13 protein-coding genes are annotated in these 17,508 nt (G+C 59.7%); 5 read left to right on the plus strand and 8 right to left on the minus strand.

Annotation, left to right across the window (positions count from 1 at the left end; all coding sequences use genetic code 11):
- Positions 1–3,523, plus strand: a 3,523-nt coding sequence (locus tag AC6FTP_RS19720; protein WP_497208628.1) for an endonuclease, incomplete at its 5' end; no start/stop codon positions are given.
- Positions 3,524–3,542: 19 nt separating this feature from the next.
- On the plus strand, positions 3,543–3,758 hold the full coding sequence (locus tag AC6FTP_RS19725; RefSeq protein WP_497208629.1) for a hypothetical protein: 216 nt from the start codon (positions 3,543–3,545) through the stop codon (positions 3,756–3,758).
- On the opposite strand, the gene AC6FTP_RS19730 is transcribed toward AC6FTP_RS19725, so the two are convergent.
- Positions 3,759–4,739, minus strand: coding sequence for a S1C family serine protease (locus AC6FTP_RS19730; RefSeq protein ID WP_497208630.1), 981 nt, complete (start codon positions 4,737–4,739; stop codon positions 3,759–3,761).
- Positions 4,736–5,179: a hypothetical protein gene (locus AC6FTP_RS19735; protein ID WP_497208631.1), complete on the minus strand. Its 444-nt coding sequence runs from the start codon at positions 5,177–5,179 to the stop codon at positions 4,736–4,738. The genes AC6FTP_RS19730 and AC6FTP_RS19735 overlap by 4 nt, the downstream gene beginning before the upstream one ends.
- A gap of 182 nt (positions 5,180–5,361) precedes the next feature.
- Between AC6FTP_RS19735 and AC6FTP_RS19740 the strand changes: the two genes are divergently transcribed.
- Positions 5,362–7,128 carry an autotransporter-associated beta strand repeat-containing protein gene (locus AC6FTP_RS19740; RefSeq protein WP_497208632.1) on the plus strand — a complete coding sequence of 589 codons (1,767 nt, stop codon included), beginning with the start codon at positions 5,362–5,364 and terminating at the stop codon, positions 7,126–7,128.
- A gap of 2 nt (positions 7,129–7,130) precedes the next feature.
- Here AC6FTP_RS19740 and AC6FTP_RS19745 read toward each other — a convergent pair whose 3' ends face one another.
- A complete protein-coding gene (locus AC6FTP_RS19745; protein ID WP_497208633.1) occupies positions 7,131–7,976 on the minus strand; it encodes a helix-turn-helix domain-containing protein in 846 nt (281 codons plus the stop codon).
- Positions 7,977–8,121: 145 nt separating this feature from the next.
- Between AC6FTP_RS19745 and AC6FTP_RS19750 the strand changes: the two genes are divergently transcribed.
- Together AC6FTP_RS19750 and AC6FTP_RS19755 are read left to right on the plus strand one after the other, a co-directional pair.
- Positions 8,122–10,302, plus strand: coding sequence for a PSD1 and planctomycete cytochrome C domain-containing protein (locus AC6FTP_RS19750; protein ID WP_497208634.1), 2,181 nt, complete (start codon positions 8,122–8,124; stop codon positions 10,300–10,302).
- 1 nt (position 10,303) lies between these two features.
- Entirely contained in the window at positions 10,304–11,719 is a 1,416-nt protein-coding gene (locus AC6FTP_RS19755) for a DUF1501 domain-containing protein (protein ID WP_497208635.1), read from the plus strand.
- A gap of 12 nt (positions 11,720–11,731) precedes the next feature.
- On the opposite strand, the gene AC6FTP_RS19760 is transcribed toward AC6FTP_RS19755, so the two are convergent.
- From AC6FTP_RS19760 to AC6FTP_RS19780, 5 genes are all read right to left on the minus strand, one after another.
- The gene (locus AC6FTP_RS19760; RefSeq protein WP_497208636.1) at positions 11,732–14,644 is read right to left on the minus strand and encodes a DUF7133 domain-containing protein; all 2,913 of its coding nucleotides are present in this window, start codon (positions 14,642–14,644) and stop codon (positions 11,732–11,734) included.
- A 40-nt stretch (positions 14,645–14,684) separates the two neighbouring features.
- Positions 14,685–15,497: a bifunctional DNA-formamidopyrimidine glycosylase/DNA-(apurinic or apyrimidinic site) lyase gene (gene mutM, locus AC6FTP_RS19765; RefSeq protein WP_497208637.1), complete on the minus strand. Its 813-nt coding sequence runs from the start codon at positions 15,495–15,497 to the stop codon at positions 14,685–14,687.
- Complete coding sequence (gene sufU, locus AC6FTP_RS19770; protein WP_497208638.1) at positions 15,490–15,951, minus strand: Fe-S cluster assembly sulfur transfer protein SufU; 462 nt, start codon at positions 15,949–15,951, stop codon at positions 15,490–15,492. Before sufU ends, mutM begins: the two co-directional genes overlap by 8 nt.
- A gap of 6 nt (positions 15,952–15,957) precedes the next feature.
- Entirely contained in the window at positions 15,958–17,181 is a 1,224-nt protein-coding gene (locus AC6FTP_RS19775; RefSeq protein ID WP_497208639.1) for a cysteine desulfurase, read from the minus strand.
- Positions 17,182–17,268: 87 nt separating this feature from the next.
- Positions 17,269–17,508, minus strand: a 240-nt coding sequence (locus AC6FTP_RS19780; RefSeq protein WP_497208640.1) for a cupin domain-containing protein, incomplete at its 5' end; no start/stop codon positions are given.

The following is a 17,508-nucleotide window of genomic DNA, read 5'->3' on the forward strand; positions in this document are numbered from 1 at the left end:
TTACATCACCGGTGAAGAAACATCGACGGCTTTTGGACATCCACATGGCGGCACCTGCTGGGCGCTGGACACCTCGAATGGCGACTTCTGGGCGCTGCCTGACATGGGACGCGGCTCGTGGGAAAATGCAGCACTCGTCGATACGGGTACAACGACTCATGTGGCCTTCTTACTTGGTGATGATGCGCAAGGCACGCCACTGTACCTCTATGTCGGTGAGAAGAACGCGGGCGGCAATTTCATCCAGCGCAACGGCCTCAGCGGCGGCCAGCTCTATGTGTGGAAGGCCACGAATGGCAATACCACGCCGCAGCAGTTCAACGGCACCGGAGCCACACGCGCTGGCACCTGGGTGACGATCAATGCGAAGAATGTCGCACTTGCTGGCACCGCCGGACATGATGCGGCGGGCTATAAGAATGACACGACGTTGCAAGCCGAGGCTGACTCGCTGGGCGCCTTCTCCTTCTCGCGCCCTGAAGACCTCAGCACCAGCCCCACCGACGGCAGCATCGTGGCTTTTACCTCCACGGGTCGTGGTTCGCTCTATCCGCTGGATAACTGGGGGGATACCTATGTTATCGACATCGACTTCAGTTCAGGCGTGCCTACCAGCGGCGCGATGCGCATCCTTTACGATGGAGATGACGCAGGCGGCGGTCAGTTCATGTCACCAGAAGAGGGCCTGCGCTGCCCGGACAATCTCGATTGGGCGGATGACGGCTTCATCTATGTTCAGGAAGATCAATCGAACCAGAATGGCAGCTTTGGTGCGGCAGGATTTGAGACATCCATTTGGCGTCTCAACTCCACCACTGGCGCAGCGATGCGTGTGGCGCAGACAGACCGCTCCACCGTCATGCCGCTCGGCTCCTCAGACACCAATCCGAGTGATGTAGGCAACTGGGAGTCCTCTGGCATTATTGATGTATCCACGCTCTTCGGTGAAGCAGCGGGCACGCTTTTCCTCTTCGATTTGCAGGCTCACAGCATCAACAACGGCCTCGTTTCAGCAAAGCAGCTCTTTGAAGGCGGCCAGCTTTGCTTTCTCGAGAAGGGACTCGAAATAGGCGCATTCAAACTGAACCCAAACACCGGCGTCATCACGTTGGCAAACCCTGCGGTGCTCGACTTCACCACACAGCCCATGCACGAGCTGCGCTTGCAAGCCTTCGACGGCACCAATCACACACTGAACAAGGTGACGATCAACATCACGACCACTGCCGTCGCCACCTCGAACAACTTCAAGGCCGCCACCTTCAACACCTCCCTCTACCGCGACACAGACAACACGCTGACCAACGATCTCGCCACCGTGACCAACACCCAAGCGCAGAGCATCGCCCGCATCATCCAGCGCAACAACGCCGACATCATCCTCATCAATGAGTTCGACTATGACGCAGGTGGCCGCGCCATCCGCCGCTTCCAGGAAAACTACCTCGAAGTCGGCCAGAGCGGTGAAAGCCCCGTCTATTACCCCTATGCCTTCTTTGCGCCGGTGAACACCGGCGTGCATTCCGGCCAGGACCTCGACAACAATGGCAGCATCGTCAGCACGCCCGGCGCGGCAGGCTACGGTGAAGACGCCTTCGGCTTCGGCCTTCATCCTGGCCAATACGGCTTTGTCGTGCTCTCCAAGCACCCCATCGACACCGCGAACGCACGCACCTTCCAGAAATTCCTCTGGAAAGACATGCCTAACGCGATGTTACCCGATAACCCCAACATCGTCGGCACCGGCGACTGGTACTCACCAGCCGAGCTCAATGTATTCCGCCTCTCTTCCAAAACGCATGCCGACGTGCCGGTGCTGATCAATGGAACTCCCGTCCACATCCTCGCCAGCCATCCCACACCGCCCGTCTTTGATGAAGGCGCACCGTGGATCACAGGCGTCGATCACAATGGCCGCCGCAACAGTGATGAAATCCGCTTCTGGAACGACTACATCACGCCCGCGAACAGCGCCTACATCTATGATGACACCGAAACGTCTGCCGCACCTGGTGGTGGCCTGCCGCCGAACTCACGCTTCATCATCTGCGGTGACCAAAACTCCGACAACAACGAAGGCGACGGCACTGATCCCGCGATCAAGCAACTCATCGGCGGCATCGCCACCGTCGGAGGTGCGGCGATCCCGGCCAATATCCTGGTGAACAGCACCTTCGTCCCTGGCGGCGGCGCAGGCACTGATCCCGATGACACAGCGGCCTTTAGCGGCGGCGTGCGTGTGGACTATGCGCTGCCATCGACCTTTGGATTCACCGTTAACAGTGGAGGCGTCTTCTGGCCCAGCGCCACCTCGGGCGATCCCATCGTTGCGGCGCTCGCCGCCACGGATCATCACTTGGTGTATGTGAACCTCTCACTCCTCGGCGTCGAGCTGCCACCCAACACGGACCTCCTCAGCTATTACGCCCCTGCGCAGGGCCTCACAGGTTCCGCGCTGCAAACCGCGCTGCACAACATCATCGATGACCACGTCATCATTGACTATGGCACCGTGGACGAGGTCATGCAGATCATTGACGAAGCTGCCACGAACAACACACAGGTGCGTCTCCTTTATTCCAACGCCAACCTGCCCAAAACGAGCAACAACATCAGCGGCGGTTGGAATCGTGAGCACGTCTGGCCCCGCAGCGATGGCGTCGGCGATGAAGGCGCGGACTACAGCGACATCCATCACCTCTTCCCCTGCAAGGACACCGTGAACAGCCTGCGCTCAAACTTCCCATTTGATGTGAGCAACGGCTCCACAAACTCTGATCCATTCGCCCCAGAGTCAAAACTGGACGGCAATTCCTGGGAGCCGCTCGACCGCGACAAAGGCGTCGTCGCTCGCGCGGCACTTTATATGATGACTCGCTATGATGGCAGTGATGCACTCACCACAGATCTCATCGTGGCTGAGAATCCATCACCCATCGGCACCATGGGAGTGCTCTCCACGCTCCGCGCCTGGCATGCCGCGCATCCGCCCACCGACTACGAGCGCAGCCGCAACAACGCCATCTACTCCGGTGTCAACGTCAGCGGCATCGTCCGCGCTCAAGGCAATCGCAATCCCTTCATCGACTTCCCTCAGTTTGCTGATGCGATCTTCCTGAATCCCACGACGACCTCATTCGCCAAATGGCAGACGCAGCGCTTCACACTCGCCCAGCTTCAAAACACTGCCGCCTCCGGTCCAAATGGTGATCTCGATGGAGACGGTCGCAGCAACTACTTCGAGTTCCTTCTCGGCGGCAATCCCGCCGCCGGGAATGACGAGCCGCTCGCCGCTGCCCGAGCTGGCAATCAGTTCACGCTCTCCTTCTACCGCCCGAAAGGCATCACCGAGCAGACCCGCATCGAGTCCAGCACGATGCTCGTCGGTGGCAGTTGGACGACTGTGCTGAACTGGCAAGCTAGCTCCACCGTCACTGACTTCGGCGACTACGAACGCATCGACTTCACTGCCACGATCTCCGGCGCGAATGGTGGGCTGTTCTACCGCGTGGTGTTTGAGTGAGCACGAAGTTCCCAACTCCATGCAAAAGCTCGTCACCATCTACCTCGACAACATGGCCTATGAAGACAGCACGATGTTCAAAGGTCACGCCAACAAGCATGGCGTGGCCGAAGAGCATCTGGTGACCGAACTCAGCGACGGTTGGTGGATCGTCTCCTTGCACGGATTCGGCGGAGCGGCTGAAGGTTACTCCACACGAGGCTGGCTTGCTGTCGTCTTGGAAAAGAACGGGTAGCTACTTTGGCTTAGCCCACTGAGGACGTTCTTCGATCACATAGTCGGCCATCAGGTATTCTTTGCCATCACGCAGGATGATAAGCTTCACGGGCTGACCGACGCCATACATGTAGAGCCACTTCTGAAAGTCAGCGACGCTCAGGATGCGGTTGTAGGAGAACTGCACAAGGATGTCGCCGACTTGGATGCCGAGCTTCTGAGCCGGACTATTTTCCCACACGTCTTCAATGGCGACACCACCGTGATGATTCTTCGCTGTTGGGAAGACTTGCTGCTCCTTTTCAGTCAGAGGGCGCACCGAGAAGCCAGTCCATGGAGACTTCAGGCTGCGCTTGGTCTTGAGACTCTCGTAGATGTTGAAGCACAGGTTGATGGGCAGCAGATGCGTCTCACTCAGGTCTTCGGCGTGACCTGGTTCGGGCACAGGTTTGTAGCCGGAAAAAATGGCCGCTACTTCGCCCGTGTCGGCATGAAACACAGGTCCGCCGACTGATCCCGCCGGGATCGTAATCTTCGCGCGGAACATCGTCGAGGCGAGGCTGTGTTGGTAACACAGCTTTGTGTTCAAAGCGGTAACGGAGCCGTCGATGGCCTTCAAAACATCGTGTTCCATCGAAACAGCCTGCAAGGCCATTCCTGGAGTGATCTCGCGCTTCACGGCAGAGACGACAGGTGTGAAAGTTTCATCCGATTCGATCTTCAGAATGCCGATGTTGATCGTCGGCTCCAAGCCGATGATTCCGGCGGTGTAGGTCTTTCCGCCTGACACGATTTTCAAATGCTCCAGCAACCCTCCGTTCGGCTTGGCGACGAGGTTGTCGTAGTTGGTGAGCACGAAGCCGTCCTTCTCGACGATGAAGCCAAGGCCACGCTCCATCACCTGACCGTCTGCGTGATTCTGGATGTGCACCACACCTCGATTCGGCGTCTCAGCGGCAAGCATCGATGTCAGAAGAACAAAGGTGGATATAAGTCTCATGGGGCGAAGGATTGGTTGAAGGGATTCACCTCGGTGCCGCGCGTGATGCGGATGAAGGCATGCTGCGTGGCGGTGTGGCAGGCGTTGCAGCTCTGGATGATGCCATCGAGGCCAGCCATCAGGCGCGCTTTGTCCCTGTCAGTGACAGCGTCCTGCATCGGCGCATACGCGGGATGCGCCACGCGGTCGATCAGCAGCGCGACAGGCAAGTTTTCATACTCAGGAGCCTCGGTTTGGATCTTGCGAAGCTGCTCCTGCGATTCGTGGAGGTAGAAGGCGGCGAGTTCCATGTTCCCGGCATCGGCTGACAAGGCGAGCTTGTGCGTGAGCCGCTGCAGATCACCCATGAGCAGGGCGAGTTCAGGCACGTCAGTTGATTCTTCGAGCGGAGCGAACTGCGCTCCGGTCACGGCGGCAAGCGCGAGGATTTTCCAGTTCATCTCGGACTCACTTCGCGAGGCAGGGTAGATCAATCCACTTCGTGCAACAATTTCGACGATTGGCACGGAGGCTGATCATAGATTGGTGACAATATACTCACTGCCAAAAACGTCGCGTTGCCCCGGGCGACGCTGGAATAATTGAAGCTACTTCTTGCGGCGAACTTCCCCCCAGGTTCGTCATGCTCCCAATCCCCCCCTTCGTTGCTACCAACGTTTTAACGCCTGCCGTCGCGATCTGTCTCTGCGGTCTGCTGATGTGCGGCATAGCCCGTGCGCAGACATCACTCGCTGTCGGTGATATTCAGATTCTTGGAGTCACATCGGATGCGCCGGACTCGTATGCCTTCATTCTTTGGAGGGACATCGAGGCCGGCACCCTCATCCGTGTCACGGACAACAGCTTCACCAGCACCGCCGGAACGACGCTGCTGAGTGGAAACGAGAACAACATGACGCTCACCTTCGGCTCGGCGCTTTCGGCTGGAACCGTGGTCCTTTATCAGGATGGCGTGGGTGTCACCGTCTCCAGCGGCGCAGTGCCGACCTTTTCAGGAACGCTCAGCGGCACAGCCAACGCCGGAGACCAGGTGTTTTTGTATCAAGGAACCAACATCACTTCAGGCAACACCTCCTTTGCCGGGAGTTTACTCCACGGCTTCAACATTGCAGACACGAACTGGCTCGCGTCGGGAACGGCCACAAACAGCGCCTCCTACCTGCCGTCCGTGCTGAATGTGCCCGATGGGAGTTTTGACAGCGCAAATTTCGATAACGCAGAGTACACCGGCGCGCGCAGCGGCCTCACTACGGGCTTTTACCGTGCGGCTGTGTCCAACATCACCAACCACGGTGGCAATGATACTGCTCTCACGCTCAACGCGGGCGGTTTCAGCATCCAATCCAGCGCCAGCGTGAACTGGGACGCCAACGGTACCACGGCTGGAACGGGCGGCACAGGAACCTGGGACACGACGACCGTGGACCGTTTCCGCAACGGCGCCTCCGGCACCACGAGTTTTCCCTGGGTGAACAGCAGCTCAGGCAACGACCACACGGTGGAGTTTGGAGGCACGGCGGGAACGGTGAGCGTGATGGCAGGTGGTGTGACGGCGAGCGGGATCGAGTTCACCACCAGCGGTTATTTGCTGCAAAACAACGCGGTGACTCTCTCCGGCTCTGCACCGACGGTTTCCGTCACCACCGGCACAGCGACCATCAACTCCGAACTCACAGGTGCGGCGGGTCTGACAAAAACGGGTGCCGGGACGCTCGTGCTCGGCTCTGCGAACACTTTTAACGGTGGCGTAACGGTGAGCGCTGGAGCGGTCTCGGTGAAAAACACCAGCGGCTCGGCCACTGGTAGCGGCAATGTCACCGTCTCCGGCGGCACGATCCTCGGCACGGGCCGCATCTCGCCAGCGTCAGGCGGTTCCGTGATCCTCGGCAGCGCGGCAGTAGTCTCCGTTGGTGATGCGGGCGACACAAGCGGGAAGAGGATCACCTTCATTCCCGCGAGCGGCACGATGACCACCACCTTTCAGACCGGCAGCATCTTCGAGGTCGATCTCTTCAGCGGCGCGGGCTCCGGCGACAACACTGGCAACGAAAGCGCTTCGGACACCCTCCAGTGGGGCGGAGCACTCGGCCTGCAGAGCAATGTGAAGCTGCGCGTGAACAATCCCACTGCCATGACAAGCTTCGCCGAAGGAGATGCGTGGAAGTTGCTCGACTGGACGACTTTTTCCGGCAGCGCGCCGAGCGGCACCTTCGATTCCTCTCTGCTGGAGCTTCCCACGCTTTCCGGGCTCCTCGCCTGGGACACAAGCACGCTCTACAATGCCGGCACGATCCGCATCATCACCGTACCAGAGCCTTCGCGGGCGCTGCTCCTGCTCGGCGGACTGATGATGCTCGCTCTGCGCCGCAGAAAGTCGATTCAAGCCTGAGATTACCTTCCTCGCCGCCGGTATTGGCGCGCGCGGAATTCCGCCGGACCGCAGCCGAACTGCCGCGCAAACATGCGTGTGAAGTAGTGCCTGTTGGGAAACCCGTTCTCCACCGCGATTTGGTCGATGGTCTTCTCGGTCAGTGCCAAGGCCTCACCAGCGAGTCGCAGTCGCGTATTTAAAACATAGGCCGCAGGCGTGATGCCCGTGTGCTCGCGGAAGGAACGGATGAACTTCTCCAGACTCATGCCGCAGCGTTCCGAGAGAAATCCATTCGAGAGGTCCGAGTGTGGTGCCCGCTGGATGAGTTCCAGCACCTCAATCAATCGTTCCGGCATCGCGGGGCTCGGCGGCATGTCCCATTCGGCGAAGGCGGCGTGCAGCAATGCTGAGCTTTGATGATAAAGGCGTTGGTCGCGACTATCTTCAGCAGGCAGGAGATGCGTCTCGATGGTCGCTGAAACCAGCGCTCGAAGCAAAGGTGTGGCCTTCAGAACGACCGGCACCTCGGGCACTTCGCCAGTGAGCCGAGTCACCGTGAAGTGCAGCCAGAAGTGACAGGCCAGCACCGGCCCGCAGCAATCGAAGATCGTGTTCGCCGGGATCAGCACGAAGCGATTCGGGCCAAGCTCGATGTCCTCACCGTTGAAACGGATGCAGCAGCCGGGTTTCGGGTTGTGGTAAAGCCGCCAAAAGGGGCTGTCCACGCCTTCATGGTTCCAGTTCTCCAGCGCCGCCTGATAACCGCTTTCATGAATCAAAAAGGCAGACCAACCCGCCTTGGCGACAGGCGACAAACTCACTCCCCAGGGCGTGGTGTAGTTCAGGTATTTGCGGCGATTCGACATGGGAGTGAATGTTGTCGGAGACAAAGAGGGATGGCTGCCAGCAAGCTAATGCAATGACCTCCGACTGAAGTGGCAGGATAAGACACAAGTAAGTCAGAAGCTGGCACAGGCTTTCGGCGTTCTTTTCACAGAACTCGAATTTTCCATGAAACCTTTTTTATCCGCGCTCTGGCTGCTGCCGACCCTGCTCACGGCAGCCAGTTCACCGCCCGCACTCCCAGCGGATCATGCCCGGCGCATGGCTCGTGGCCTGAAGCTCTTCGACAGCGAGGTAGCGGCCATCATGAAAGAGAACTGCCTGAAGTGCCACGGTGGTGAAAAAGTGAAGAGTGACTTCGACCTAGCCACGCGTGAGGATTTGCTGCGCGGTGGCTCGCACGGCGCTGTGCTGGTGCCTTTTGACTCAAAGGGCAGCTCACTCGTAGCGCAGATCAACCACGCCAAAGAACCACACATGCCGGACAGCAGCCCGAAGCTTCCTGACGAAGCCATTTTGAAGATCGCGGCTTGGATTGATGATGGGGCGCCGTATTCCGCACCGCTGATCGCGGGCAAAAAGCCGAAGAAGGACAGCAGCGTGGTCACGGAGGAGGATCGGCAGTGGTGGGCGTTTCAGCCGCTGAAGAAGGTGCAGGCGAAGAGCATCGACGAGCTGCTTTTGAAAAACGCGAAAGACATGAGCTTTGCGCCGCCAGCAGAAAAAGCGGTGCTCGTGAGGAGGCTATATCTGGATTTGACCGGTCTTCCACCATCGGACATGTCCGACTCGTCCGACCTGTCTGACTTGTCAGACAAACTGCTTGCATCTCCAGCCTACGGCGAGCGCTGGGCACGCCACTGGCTGGATGTGGCCCGCTACGCCGAAAGCACGGGCTTTGAGCAGGACTATGACCGGCCCTTTGCGTTTCATTACCGGGACTTTGTCATCAAGGCGCTGAACTCGGACATGCCGTATGACCAGTTCGTGAAGTGGCAGCTCGCCGGAGACGAATACGAGCCGCAAAACCCGCTGGCACTGGCAGCGACGGGCTTTCTCGGCGCGGGGGTGTTTCCTTCGCAAATCACCGCGAACGAGGTCGAAAGCTCACGCTACGATGCGATGGACGACATGCTCGGCACCACGGCGGGTGCGATGCTCGGCCTCACGCTGAGTTGCGCCCGCTGCCACGATCACAAATTCGATCCGCTGCCCACCCGCGACTACTACGCGATGCTCAGCACCTTCACGACGACCACACGCATGAACGTGGATGTGCTTCCCGATGGCAAAGTGACCTCCGCCATCACGACGATGAACGCCAAAAAGAACACGCCCGCCGTCCCCGGTGCCACGCGCATGATGATCTGTGCCGAGGGCTACGATCCCATCGTGATGCACACGCAGGGCGGGCCGTTTTTCGACAAAACGCATGTGCTGAAGCGCGGCAACCCGCTCATGAAGGATGGCGAGGCCAAACAGGGCTTTCTGCAAGTGCTGAGCAAGCCCGGCGACTCGAAACGATGGCAATGGCAGCCGCCAAAGGACGCGAAAGTCAGTGGTCGCCGTCGCTCGCTGTCGAATTGGATCACGGATGTGGATCAGGGCGCGGGAGCGCTGCTGGCACGCGTGATCGTGAATCGCTTGTGGCAGCATCATTTCGGCACGGGCCTTGTTCCGACGCCGAATGACTTTGGCAAAACAGGCACGCCTTGCACGCAGCCGGAGTTGCTCGATTGGCTGGCCGGACAGCTCATCGCGAACGGTTGGAAGCTCAAGCCGATCCACAAAATGATCCTCAGCAGTCGTGCCTGGCAGCAGAGCAGCGCCCGTGATGCGAAAAAGGAGGCTGCTGATCCCACCAACGGCCTTTTCATGCGCTTCGTGCCGCAGCGCCTCGAAGCCGAAGCCATCCGCGATTCGATGCTGAGCGTGAGCGGCGTGCTGGACGCGACGATGTTTGGCCCCGGCTCTCGCGATGAGAACAGCAAACGCCGCAGCATCTACTTCAACATCAAGCGCAGCCAGCTCATCGGCAGCATGGTGGCCTTTGACCTGCCTGAACCGCTCGTGAGCCAAGGAGCACGCCCCACGACGACGGTGGCTCCGCAGGCCCTCGTGCTCATGAACAGTCCGCAAGCCCGCTCCTGGGCCGATGGGCTCGCCAAACGCGTCTCAACCGCTGGCGATGCCACGAAGCAGATCGCCATGATTTACCGCCTCTGCTTCAACCGCGAACCAAAAGCTGATGAAATGGCTGCAGGAGCCGAGTTTTTGAAATCGGGCGCTTCACTGGCGGATTACTGCCAGGTGGTGCTGAGCTTGAATGAATTCATTTACGTGAACTGACATGAACACACTCGCTTACTCTCGTCGTGAAATGCTCGCCCGCGCGGGCGGTGGTTTTGGCATGCTCGCGTTCGCTTCGATGCTGGAGGCGGCGAAGAATCCTTTCTCGCCGAAGGTGCCGATGCAGGTCGGAGGCAAGGCGAAGTCGATCATCTGGATCTTTACCAATGGCGGGCCGTCGCAGGTGGATACTTGGGATTACAAGCCGGAGCTGGCGAAGCGCGATGGGCAGACGTTGGAGGGGTTTGATCCGAAGACGGGCTTCTTTCCGGGGTCGGTGGGTGGGCTGATGAAGTCGCCGTTTGAGTTCAAGCAGCACGGGCAGAGCGGGACGTGGGTTAGCGATCTGTTTCCGAAGACGGCGATGCATGTGGATAAGATGTGCTTCATCCACAGTTGCTGGACTGGGTCGAACAACCACTCGCCCGCGCTTTTCATGATGAACACGGGCACCACGCGGATGGGCTACCCGTGCGTGGGCTCGTGGGTGAACTACGGACTCGGCAGCGAGAGCGATTCGCTGCCTAGCTTTGTGGTGATGAGCGATCCACTGAATCGCGGCCTGCCAAAAGGCAGCGCGGCGAACTGGGGCGCGGGCTTTTTGCCGAGTGTGTATCAAGGAACATGGTTGAAGCCTTCGGGAGCGCCGATCGACAACCTCGCGGTGCCTGACTCGCTCACGCCGCAGCGTCAGCGCGCGCAGCTCGATCTGCTGGCGCGGCTGAATCGTCAATCGCTCGGCGGATCGGCCATTGAGAGCGAGCTGAATGCCCGCATCGAGAGCTTTGAGCTGGCCTATCGCATGCAGACCTCCGCGCCGGAGGCTTTTGATGTCCAAGGTGAGCCGGAGCACATCCAGAAGCTCTATGGCTTGAATGAGAAGCATTGCGGTCACTTTGCGAAGCAGTGCCTCACGGCGCGGCGCATGGTGGAGCGCGGCGTGCGCTTCATCCAGATTTACAGCGGCGGCATGGAGAACCAGCAGAGTTGGGACGGTCACAAGGACATCCTCGGCAACCATCGCGGCTTCGCGAATGAGAGCGACCAGCCCGTGGCGGCGCTGATCAGTGATCTGGAACAGCGCGGGCTGCTGGATCAGACGCTGATCGTCTGGGGCGGTGAATTTGGCCGTCTGCCCATCGCGCAAAAAGGCGATCAGCCGGGCCGTGATCACAATCCGCATGCCTTCACCGTCTGGATGTGCGGCGGCGGCGTGAAAGGCGGCTATCACCACGGTGAGACGGACGAGATCGGCTTCAAAGCGGCCATCGACAAAGTGAGCGTGCATGATCTGCACGCCACGATCCTAGCGGCAGCGGGACTCGATCACGAGCGCCTCACCTTCAAGTTCCAGGGGCTCGACCAGCGTCTGACGGGCGTGGAGAATCCGAAGGTGGTGAAGCAGGTGTTTGCGTGAAGTCTCTCTTTCTCACTTCCGCCGAAGTCTCACAGCACGCACATCCGCGAGTTCCTGCTTCAGTGCTCCATCCGGGCGCATGAGCAGCGATTGCACGTCAGCTTTCAGCGTGAGAGTGCCTGCCGACTGCTCGGCGAAGGTCTCATAACCGCCGGTGGATTGCACCACACCTTTCACGCTTGAGTTGGCAGCTTCGATGACAAAGGCATCCCCTGCGGAAGCGGCGTCGGCAGCGAGGGTGACGAGGACTTCATAGTCACCGTCTGTCGCCACTTGGATCGTCCATTCCGCGACATCGGTTTCGATCCGCCAGGGAGCCAGGACATTGAGCGATGGGCGATACGCCAGCTTTTGCCCATAAGTCTTCGCGGCACTCGCGGGTAAAAGCAGCACGCCTTCCGCATCGGGGTGGATGGCTTTTTCATTGCCGAGATCGATCTGCATCAGCGTGTCCGCCGTCCATGGTAATTTGCGCGTCTTCGTTTGTTCGCGCACCGCAGCGACTTGCGCAGCTTCGATCACACTCGCCTCATTGCCCCAGGCATTGCGCACGTAGCTCAGCACATCGGCGAGTTTGGCATCATCCAGGGCTGGGTTCGCACCTTGGCCGGGCATTGCGAGATTCCATGTTTCTCCATTCACCTCGATCTCACCATACAGCCCTTGCAGGGCGATTCGGATCAGCCGCTCCGGCTCGCCCATCGCCCATTCACTTTCCAGAAGTGGGGGCGCTACGTTCGGCACGCCAAACCCAGTCGGCTGATGGCACAGGCCGCACACCGTTTGATACACCGCTGCTCCACGGTCGATCTGCTTCTGCTCTGCCGCACTCAGTGGCTCACGGCGTTCTGTTGTCAGAGTGCTTTCAGATCCAGGCCAGCTCAGCGCCATGCGTAGTTTCTGCACTCGTTCACGCGCGGCGATGTCTCGATTCACGGACAGTTCATCGAGGAAGGCTGGCTTTGCCTCAAGGCTCACCTTTTCCTGAGAGGCCAGAAAACCATCCATCAAAGCCTCGCGCTGCCAACCTGCCGTCTCCGCGAGTTTCCCCACGATCTTCTTGGCTTGAAACTCCATGCAGGCGAGTTGCGTCAGCATTCGCACGGTTTCCTGGCGATGGACCGACATCTTCTGCCAGTCCTCGCGCTTCAGTAGCAGTTCCAGCATCTCCATCTCATGCCCATGCACACCTGTCATCACCGCGACACGGCTTAGATCATCTTCATGCCTGGCCAGATGCTCCACGAGATCTGCCACCGGCTTCTTTGTCAGCAAAGCTTGAAGCCGCACGCTCTCCTCAGGCTCCTGAAGCAGCGACATCTCTGCTCCCAATCTCGCTGCTGCCGCACGCACTCTTGGGTCGGCATCCGTGATCATTTTTTGCAAATGCACCTTCGTCAGCTTGCCCATGCCGTCCAATGTCCATAGTGCATGAAGTCGATGCAGTGGTTTTTCGAAGCGGCTCGGATCACCGATGTCCTCCCCGCGCTCCACCAGCAGCCTCTGCGCCGTGTTTCTCTGCCAGCCATTCGCATGACCGAGCGACTCCACGAGTTCCTCCGTGCTCTTTCCGACTCTCCGCTCTCCGCCCTCGGCTCTGCGCTCACTCACGATCCGCCAGATGCGACCATGATCATTTCCCTCGTAGAGTTTGCGCTGCTCGATCTGCTTCGTCAGCCACGGCACGATGAAGATAACGTGCTCGATGATGCCGTGGTACATGTCTGCTAGGTAAAGAGCACCGTCAGGCCCGACTCGCGCATTCACTGGGCGGAAGCGCTCGTCGGTGCTGGCGATGAGTTCCTGCTCGGGTGGAAAGAAGCGCGTCGCTTTCGGTGCGATGCCGTCGGTGAGCTTTAGCGTGCCGACGAGATGCCCTGCGGAGTCTGGCACGAAGACATTGCCGTGCATCTCCGGCGGGAATTGGTCGCCATCATAGAAACAGGCGCCTGAAACAATGGTGTAGGTGCGCAGGCGTCCGTCATCTCGCAGCTCCAGTGCGCCGAGAGTCACCGCTGGTGTCACACGGATGGGAAAGCATTCTTGCGCCTCCTTTGCGACATTCACATTCACGCCGAAGCTGCCACGACCACCGCGCTGGGCGAGTTTGGCGAGGTTCGGATGCCGCAGCAGTGACTCCGCCGGGAGCAGATCCATGTGCATGGCGCTGTTTTCGTAGCAGGAAATGAAGCGCCCCGTTTCATCAAAACTCACGCCGAACTGCCCGCGATGCAGCGTCGGTTCGTCGATCAGCTTTCCATCCTTCCATTGATAGCGATGCGGCCAGTCCGCGCAGTGCAGCCAGTTGTCGATGCCGCGTCGCAATCCATTCGCGGTGTGCTGTGGGTTTCCACCCACGCCCATCGTGCCCACCAGGGTGCGCTTTTCGCAGACCAGATCTCCGTCGGCATCCTCGCAGAACCAAAGCTTCGGAGGTTCTTGCAAAAGGATGCCGCCTTTCACCAAGGCGAAGCTGCGAGGCATGACCAGCTTGTCGAGAAAGACGGTGCTCTTGTCCGCTTTGCCGTCGCCGTTGGTATCTTCCAGCACCACCACGCGGCAGATCGGGTCGCCTTCGCCGCTGCCCTGCACATCCCGCATGTAGCCCTGATACTCCACCACCCAAATGCGCCCCTCGGGATCAAACTCAAAGAAGATCGGGCACTGCACCATCGGCTCGCAGGCCACCAGTTCCGCGCGGTAGCCGGGTGCCAGCTTGAAGGTCTTTGCCTCCTCTTCTGCCGAAAGCACCGGTGCTGGCGGGACTTGAATGCGTTTAAAAAGCTCCTCCCCCTTTTCCCAATCCGCCCAGCCCGTGAGTGCTGATGGAGGACGTGAACGGGGACGATCAACTGGAACCGTTCCAGTTTGAGCGTGGCTTTGGATGGTGATTAGAAGAGCGAGCAGAAACAAGCGGTAGGGCATGAAGAATCTACGCGCCAAATGCTGCCAGACTTCCTCGGCTTCACTTCTGACACTTCGGACAGAAGAAGGTCGAGCGATTGCTCATCACGAGACGCTTCACCTTCGTGCCGCAGACTCGGCAGGGCTCATCTTCTCGATCATAGACTCGCAGTGTCTGTTTGAAGTATCCCGGCTCACCCTTCTCATTCACAAAATCTCGCAGCGTGGTGCCTCCCATCTCGATGCTGGCGGCCAGCACTTCTTTGATGGCTGCCACGAGCTTCGCCAGGCGTGGCTTTGTCACCTTGCCCGCCGCTTTGTTCGGGTGAATGCCCGCCATGAAAAGGGCCTCGCAGGCATAAATGTTGCCGACACCGACGACGGTGTGCGAGTCCATGATCACGGCCTTGATCGGCGCAGTGCGCCCCTGGCATTCGTGATGGAGAGCTTCAGCAGAAAAGGCATCACTCAGCGGCTCGGGGCCGAGATCGGCGAGCAGAGGATGCCGTGCAGGATCGCCCTCGATCCATAGCGCCGCACCAAACCGACGCGGATCATGCAGGCGCAGTTGCTTCCCCTGATCCGTGGTGAGCGCGACGTGGTCGTGCTTCTTCCACGGCGTCGCTGGATCACTCACCCGCAGGCTGCCGGACATGCCGAGGTGCAGCAGCAGCGTGCCTTTGGCGCTCGTGAACAGCAGATACTTTCCGCGTCGTGATCCTGCGGTGATGCGGGTGCCTTCCAGCTCGTGAATCGTGTCCGGCACCGGCCAGCGCAGCCGTTTGTCCCGCACGATTACCTCGCGGACAACTCGCCCGACGAGGTAAGGCGAGACACCCCGCAGGGTCGTTTCGACTTCAGGAAGTTCAGGCATGGTCGCCTTCCTTCGACTGCTGGATCGCCTGCTCCAGCGCTCGCCAGCCGAGCATGGCGCACTTTACGCGCTGGGGGAATTTCTGCACGCCTTCGAGCAGGGCGAGTTCGCCGAGGGCGTCTTCGTCCTGCACGGTGCCTTCGCCGGTGACGACGGCGCGGAAGTCTTTGAGCAATGTCTGCACCTTCGCGGCATCGGCTCCCTTCATCTTCACGGTCATCATGCTGGCGCTGGCTTGGCTGATGGCGCAGCCTTGGCCTTCGAACTTGAGGTCTTCGACCTTGCCATCGGCACCGACTTTGACCCACATGTCGATTTCATCGCCACAGGTGGGGTTGTCGCCATGCACATGCACGCAGCCTTCGCCGTGTAGTTGGCCATGATTGCGCGGGCTGCGGGAGTGATCGAGGATCACCTGCTGGTAGAGGTCGCGGAGGTCGTCGGAGAGTGCCATGGTTCGTTAGGAAAAGAAGGCGATGGCCTGCTGGAGGATGTCGATCATGCGATCCACCTCGGCCTTTGTGTTGTAGAGATAAAAACTCGCGCGGCTGGTGCCGGGTGCTTTGAAGCGCTTCATCAGCGGCTGCGTGCAGTGATGTCCGCCACGCAGAGCGAGGCCCTGAGTGTTGGCAAACTCCACGAGATCATGCGTGTGTGCACAAGCCAGGGTAAAGGCGGTGAGCGATCCGCGATCGACACCGATGGGCGGCCCCAGCAGTCGCAAGCCTGGCAAAGCGACGAGCTTCTCCAAGGCGTAGGTCGTGAGTTCACGGCCATGCTCTTGGATGGCCTCAAGACCGACGCTTTCCAAGTAGTCGATGGCTGCACCGAGCCCGATGACACCGGCGATGTCCGGCGTGCCAGCTTCGAAGCGTGCGGGGCCGGACTTGTAGGTGCTGCGCTCCATGGTGACGGTTTCGATCATCTCTCCGCCGCCATGCCAGGGCTGCATTTGATCCATCACTTCCGCGCGAGCATACAAAGCGCCGATACCAGTCGGGGCGCACATTTTGTGACCAGAGAAGGCGTAGAAATCACATCCGATCTCGCGCACGTTCACCGGCACATGGCCCACGGCTTGAGCGCCGTCGATGAAGGTGGTGATGCCTCGCGCTTTGGCCTTCGCGCAGATGTCGTGTACGGGGTTTTTGGTGCCGAGTGAGTTGGAGATATGCACGCAGGCGATCAGCTTCACGGGGCCGGCGAGCAGTTCATCCAGCGCGGCCATGTCGAGCGTGCCGTCATCGAGCACGGGCACATATTTCAAAGACGCACCGCTGCGCTGGGTGGCGAGCTGCCAGGGCACGAGATTGCTGTGATGCTCCATGCCGGTGATCACGACTTCATCGCCGGGCTTGAGGAACTGATTTGCCCAGACGTTCGCCACGAGGTTCACGCCTTCCGTGGTGCCTCGGGTGAAGATGATTTCCTCGTCCGTCGCTGCTCCGATGAAGCTGGCGACCTTCTTCCGCACGTTCTCGAAGTTCGTCGTCGAGCGGTTGCTCAGCTCATGCAGGCCGCGATGCACGTTCGCGTTGTCGTGCTCATAGTAGTGGACCAGAGAGTCGATCACCTGACGCGGCTTTTGACTGGAGGCGGCACTGTCAAAATACACGAGCGGATGCCCGGCGACCTGCTGATGCAGGATGGGGAAATCGGCGCGCAGATGGGAGAGGTCAGACATGCGAGGTGGGCGGGGTGAGTATCACCGTGGATACGCCTGCGCAAGGACTGCGAGCCATCTCATCTGCCATCCAGCCTGATTCAGGGCTCACGAGAGCGTCGCGCACTCTGGTAAACCGGCACGCAGGCTGGCCCAGGGTTCCTGCGCGGAGACATCCTGCGGATCAGGGACGGCAGCGAGGTCATCAGGCAGCTTCGCTGGGGAAAGGATGGCCAGGAAGACCAGCGGTTCCTTGTGAGGATTGTAAGTGGCATGGATCACGCCCGGCGGGATGTGGGCCATCTCGCCCGCTTTCAGAATGCGCTTCTCCGTGCCCACCCATTGCTC

This window comes from Prosthecobacter sp., from assembly GCF_044378005.1.
Taxonomy (GTDB): Bacteria; Verrucomicrobiota; Verrucomicrobiia; order Verrucomicrobiales; family Verrucomicrobiaceae; genus Prosthecobacter.

Coding starts and splice junctions, on each gene's coding strand:
- AC6FTP_RS19735 (WP_497208631.1), bottom strand. CDS start 5,179: ATGAACTGGAAAATCCTCGCGCTTGCCGCCGTGACCGGAGCGCAGTTC.
- sufU (WP_497208638.1), bottom strand. CDS start 15,951: ATGGCACTCTCCGACGACCTCCGCGACCTCTACCAGCAGGTGATCCTC.
- AC6FTP_RS19760 (WP_497208636.1), bottom strand. CDS start 14,644: ATGCCCTACCGCTTGTTTCTGCTCGCTCTTCTAATCACCATCCAAAGC.
- AC6FTP_RS19750 (WP_497208634.1), top strand. CDS start 8,122: ATGAAACCTTTTTTATCCGCGCTCTGGCTGCTGCCGACCCTGCTCACG.
- mutM (WP_497208637.1), bottom strand. CDS start 15,497: ATGCCTGAACTTCCTGAAGTCGAAACGACCCTGCGGGGTGTCTCGCCT.
- AC6FTP_RS19730 (WP_497208630.1), bottom strand. CDS start 4,739: ATGAGACTTATATCCACCTTTGTTCTTCTGACATCGATGCTTGCCGCT.
- AC6FTP_RS19775 (WP_497208639.1), bottom strand. CDS start 17,181: ATGTCTGACCTCTCCCATCTGCGCGCCGATTTCCCCATCCTGCATCAG.
- AC6FTP_RS19725 (WP_497208629.1), top strand. CDS start 3,543: ATGCAAAAGCTCGTCACCATCTACCTCGACAACATGGCCTATGAAGAC.
- AC6FTP_RS19755 (WP_497208635.1), top strand. CDS start 10,304: ATGAACACACTCGCTTACTCTCGTCGTGAAATGCTCGCCCGCGCGGGC.
- AC6FTP_RS19740 (WP_497208632.1), top strand. CDS start 5,362: ATGCTCCCAATCCCCCCCTTCGTTGCTACCAACGTTTTAACGCCTGCC.
- AC6FTP_RS19745 (WP_497208633.1), bottom strand. CDS start 7,976: ATGTCGAATCGCCGCAAATACCTGAACTACACCACGCCCTGGGGAGTG.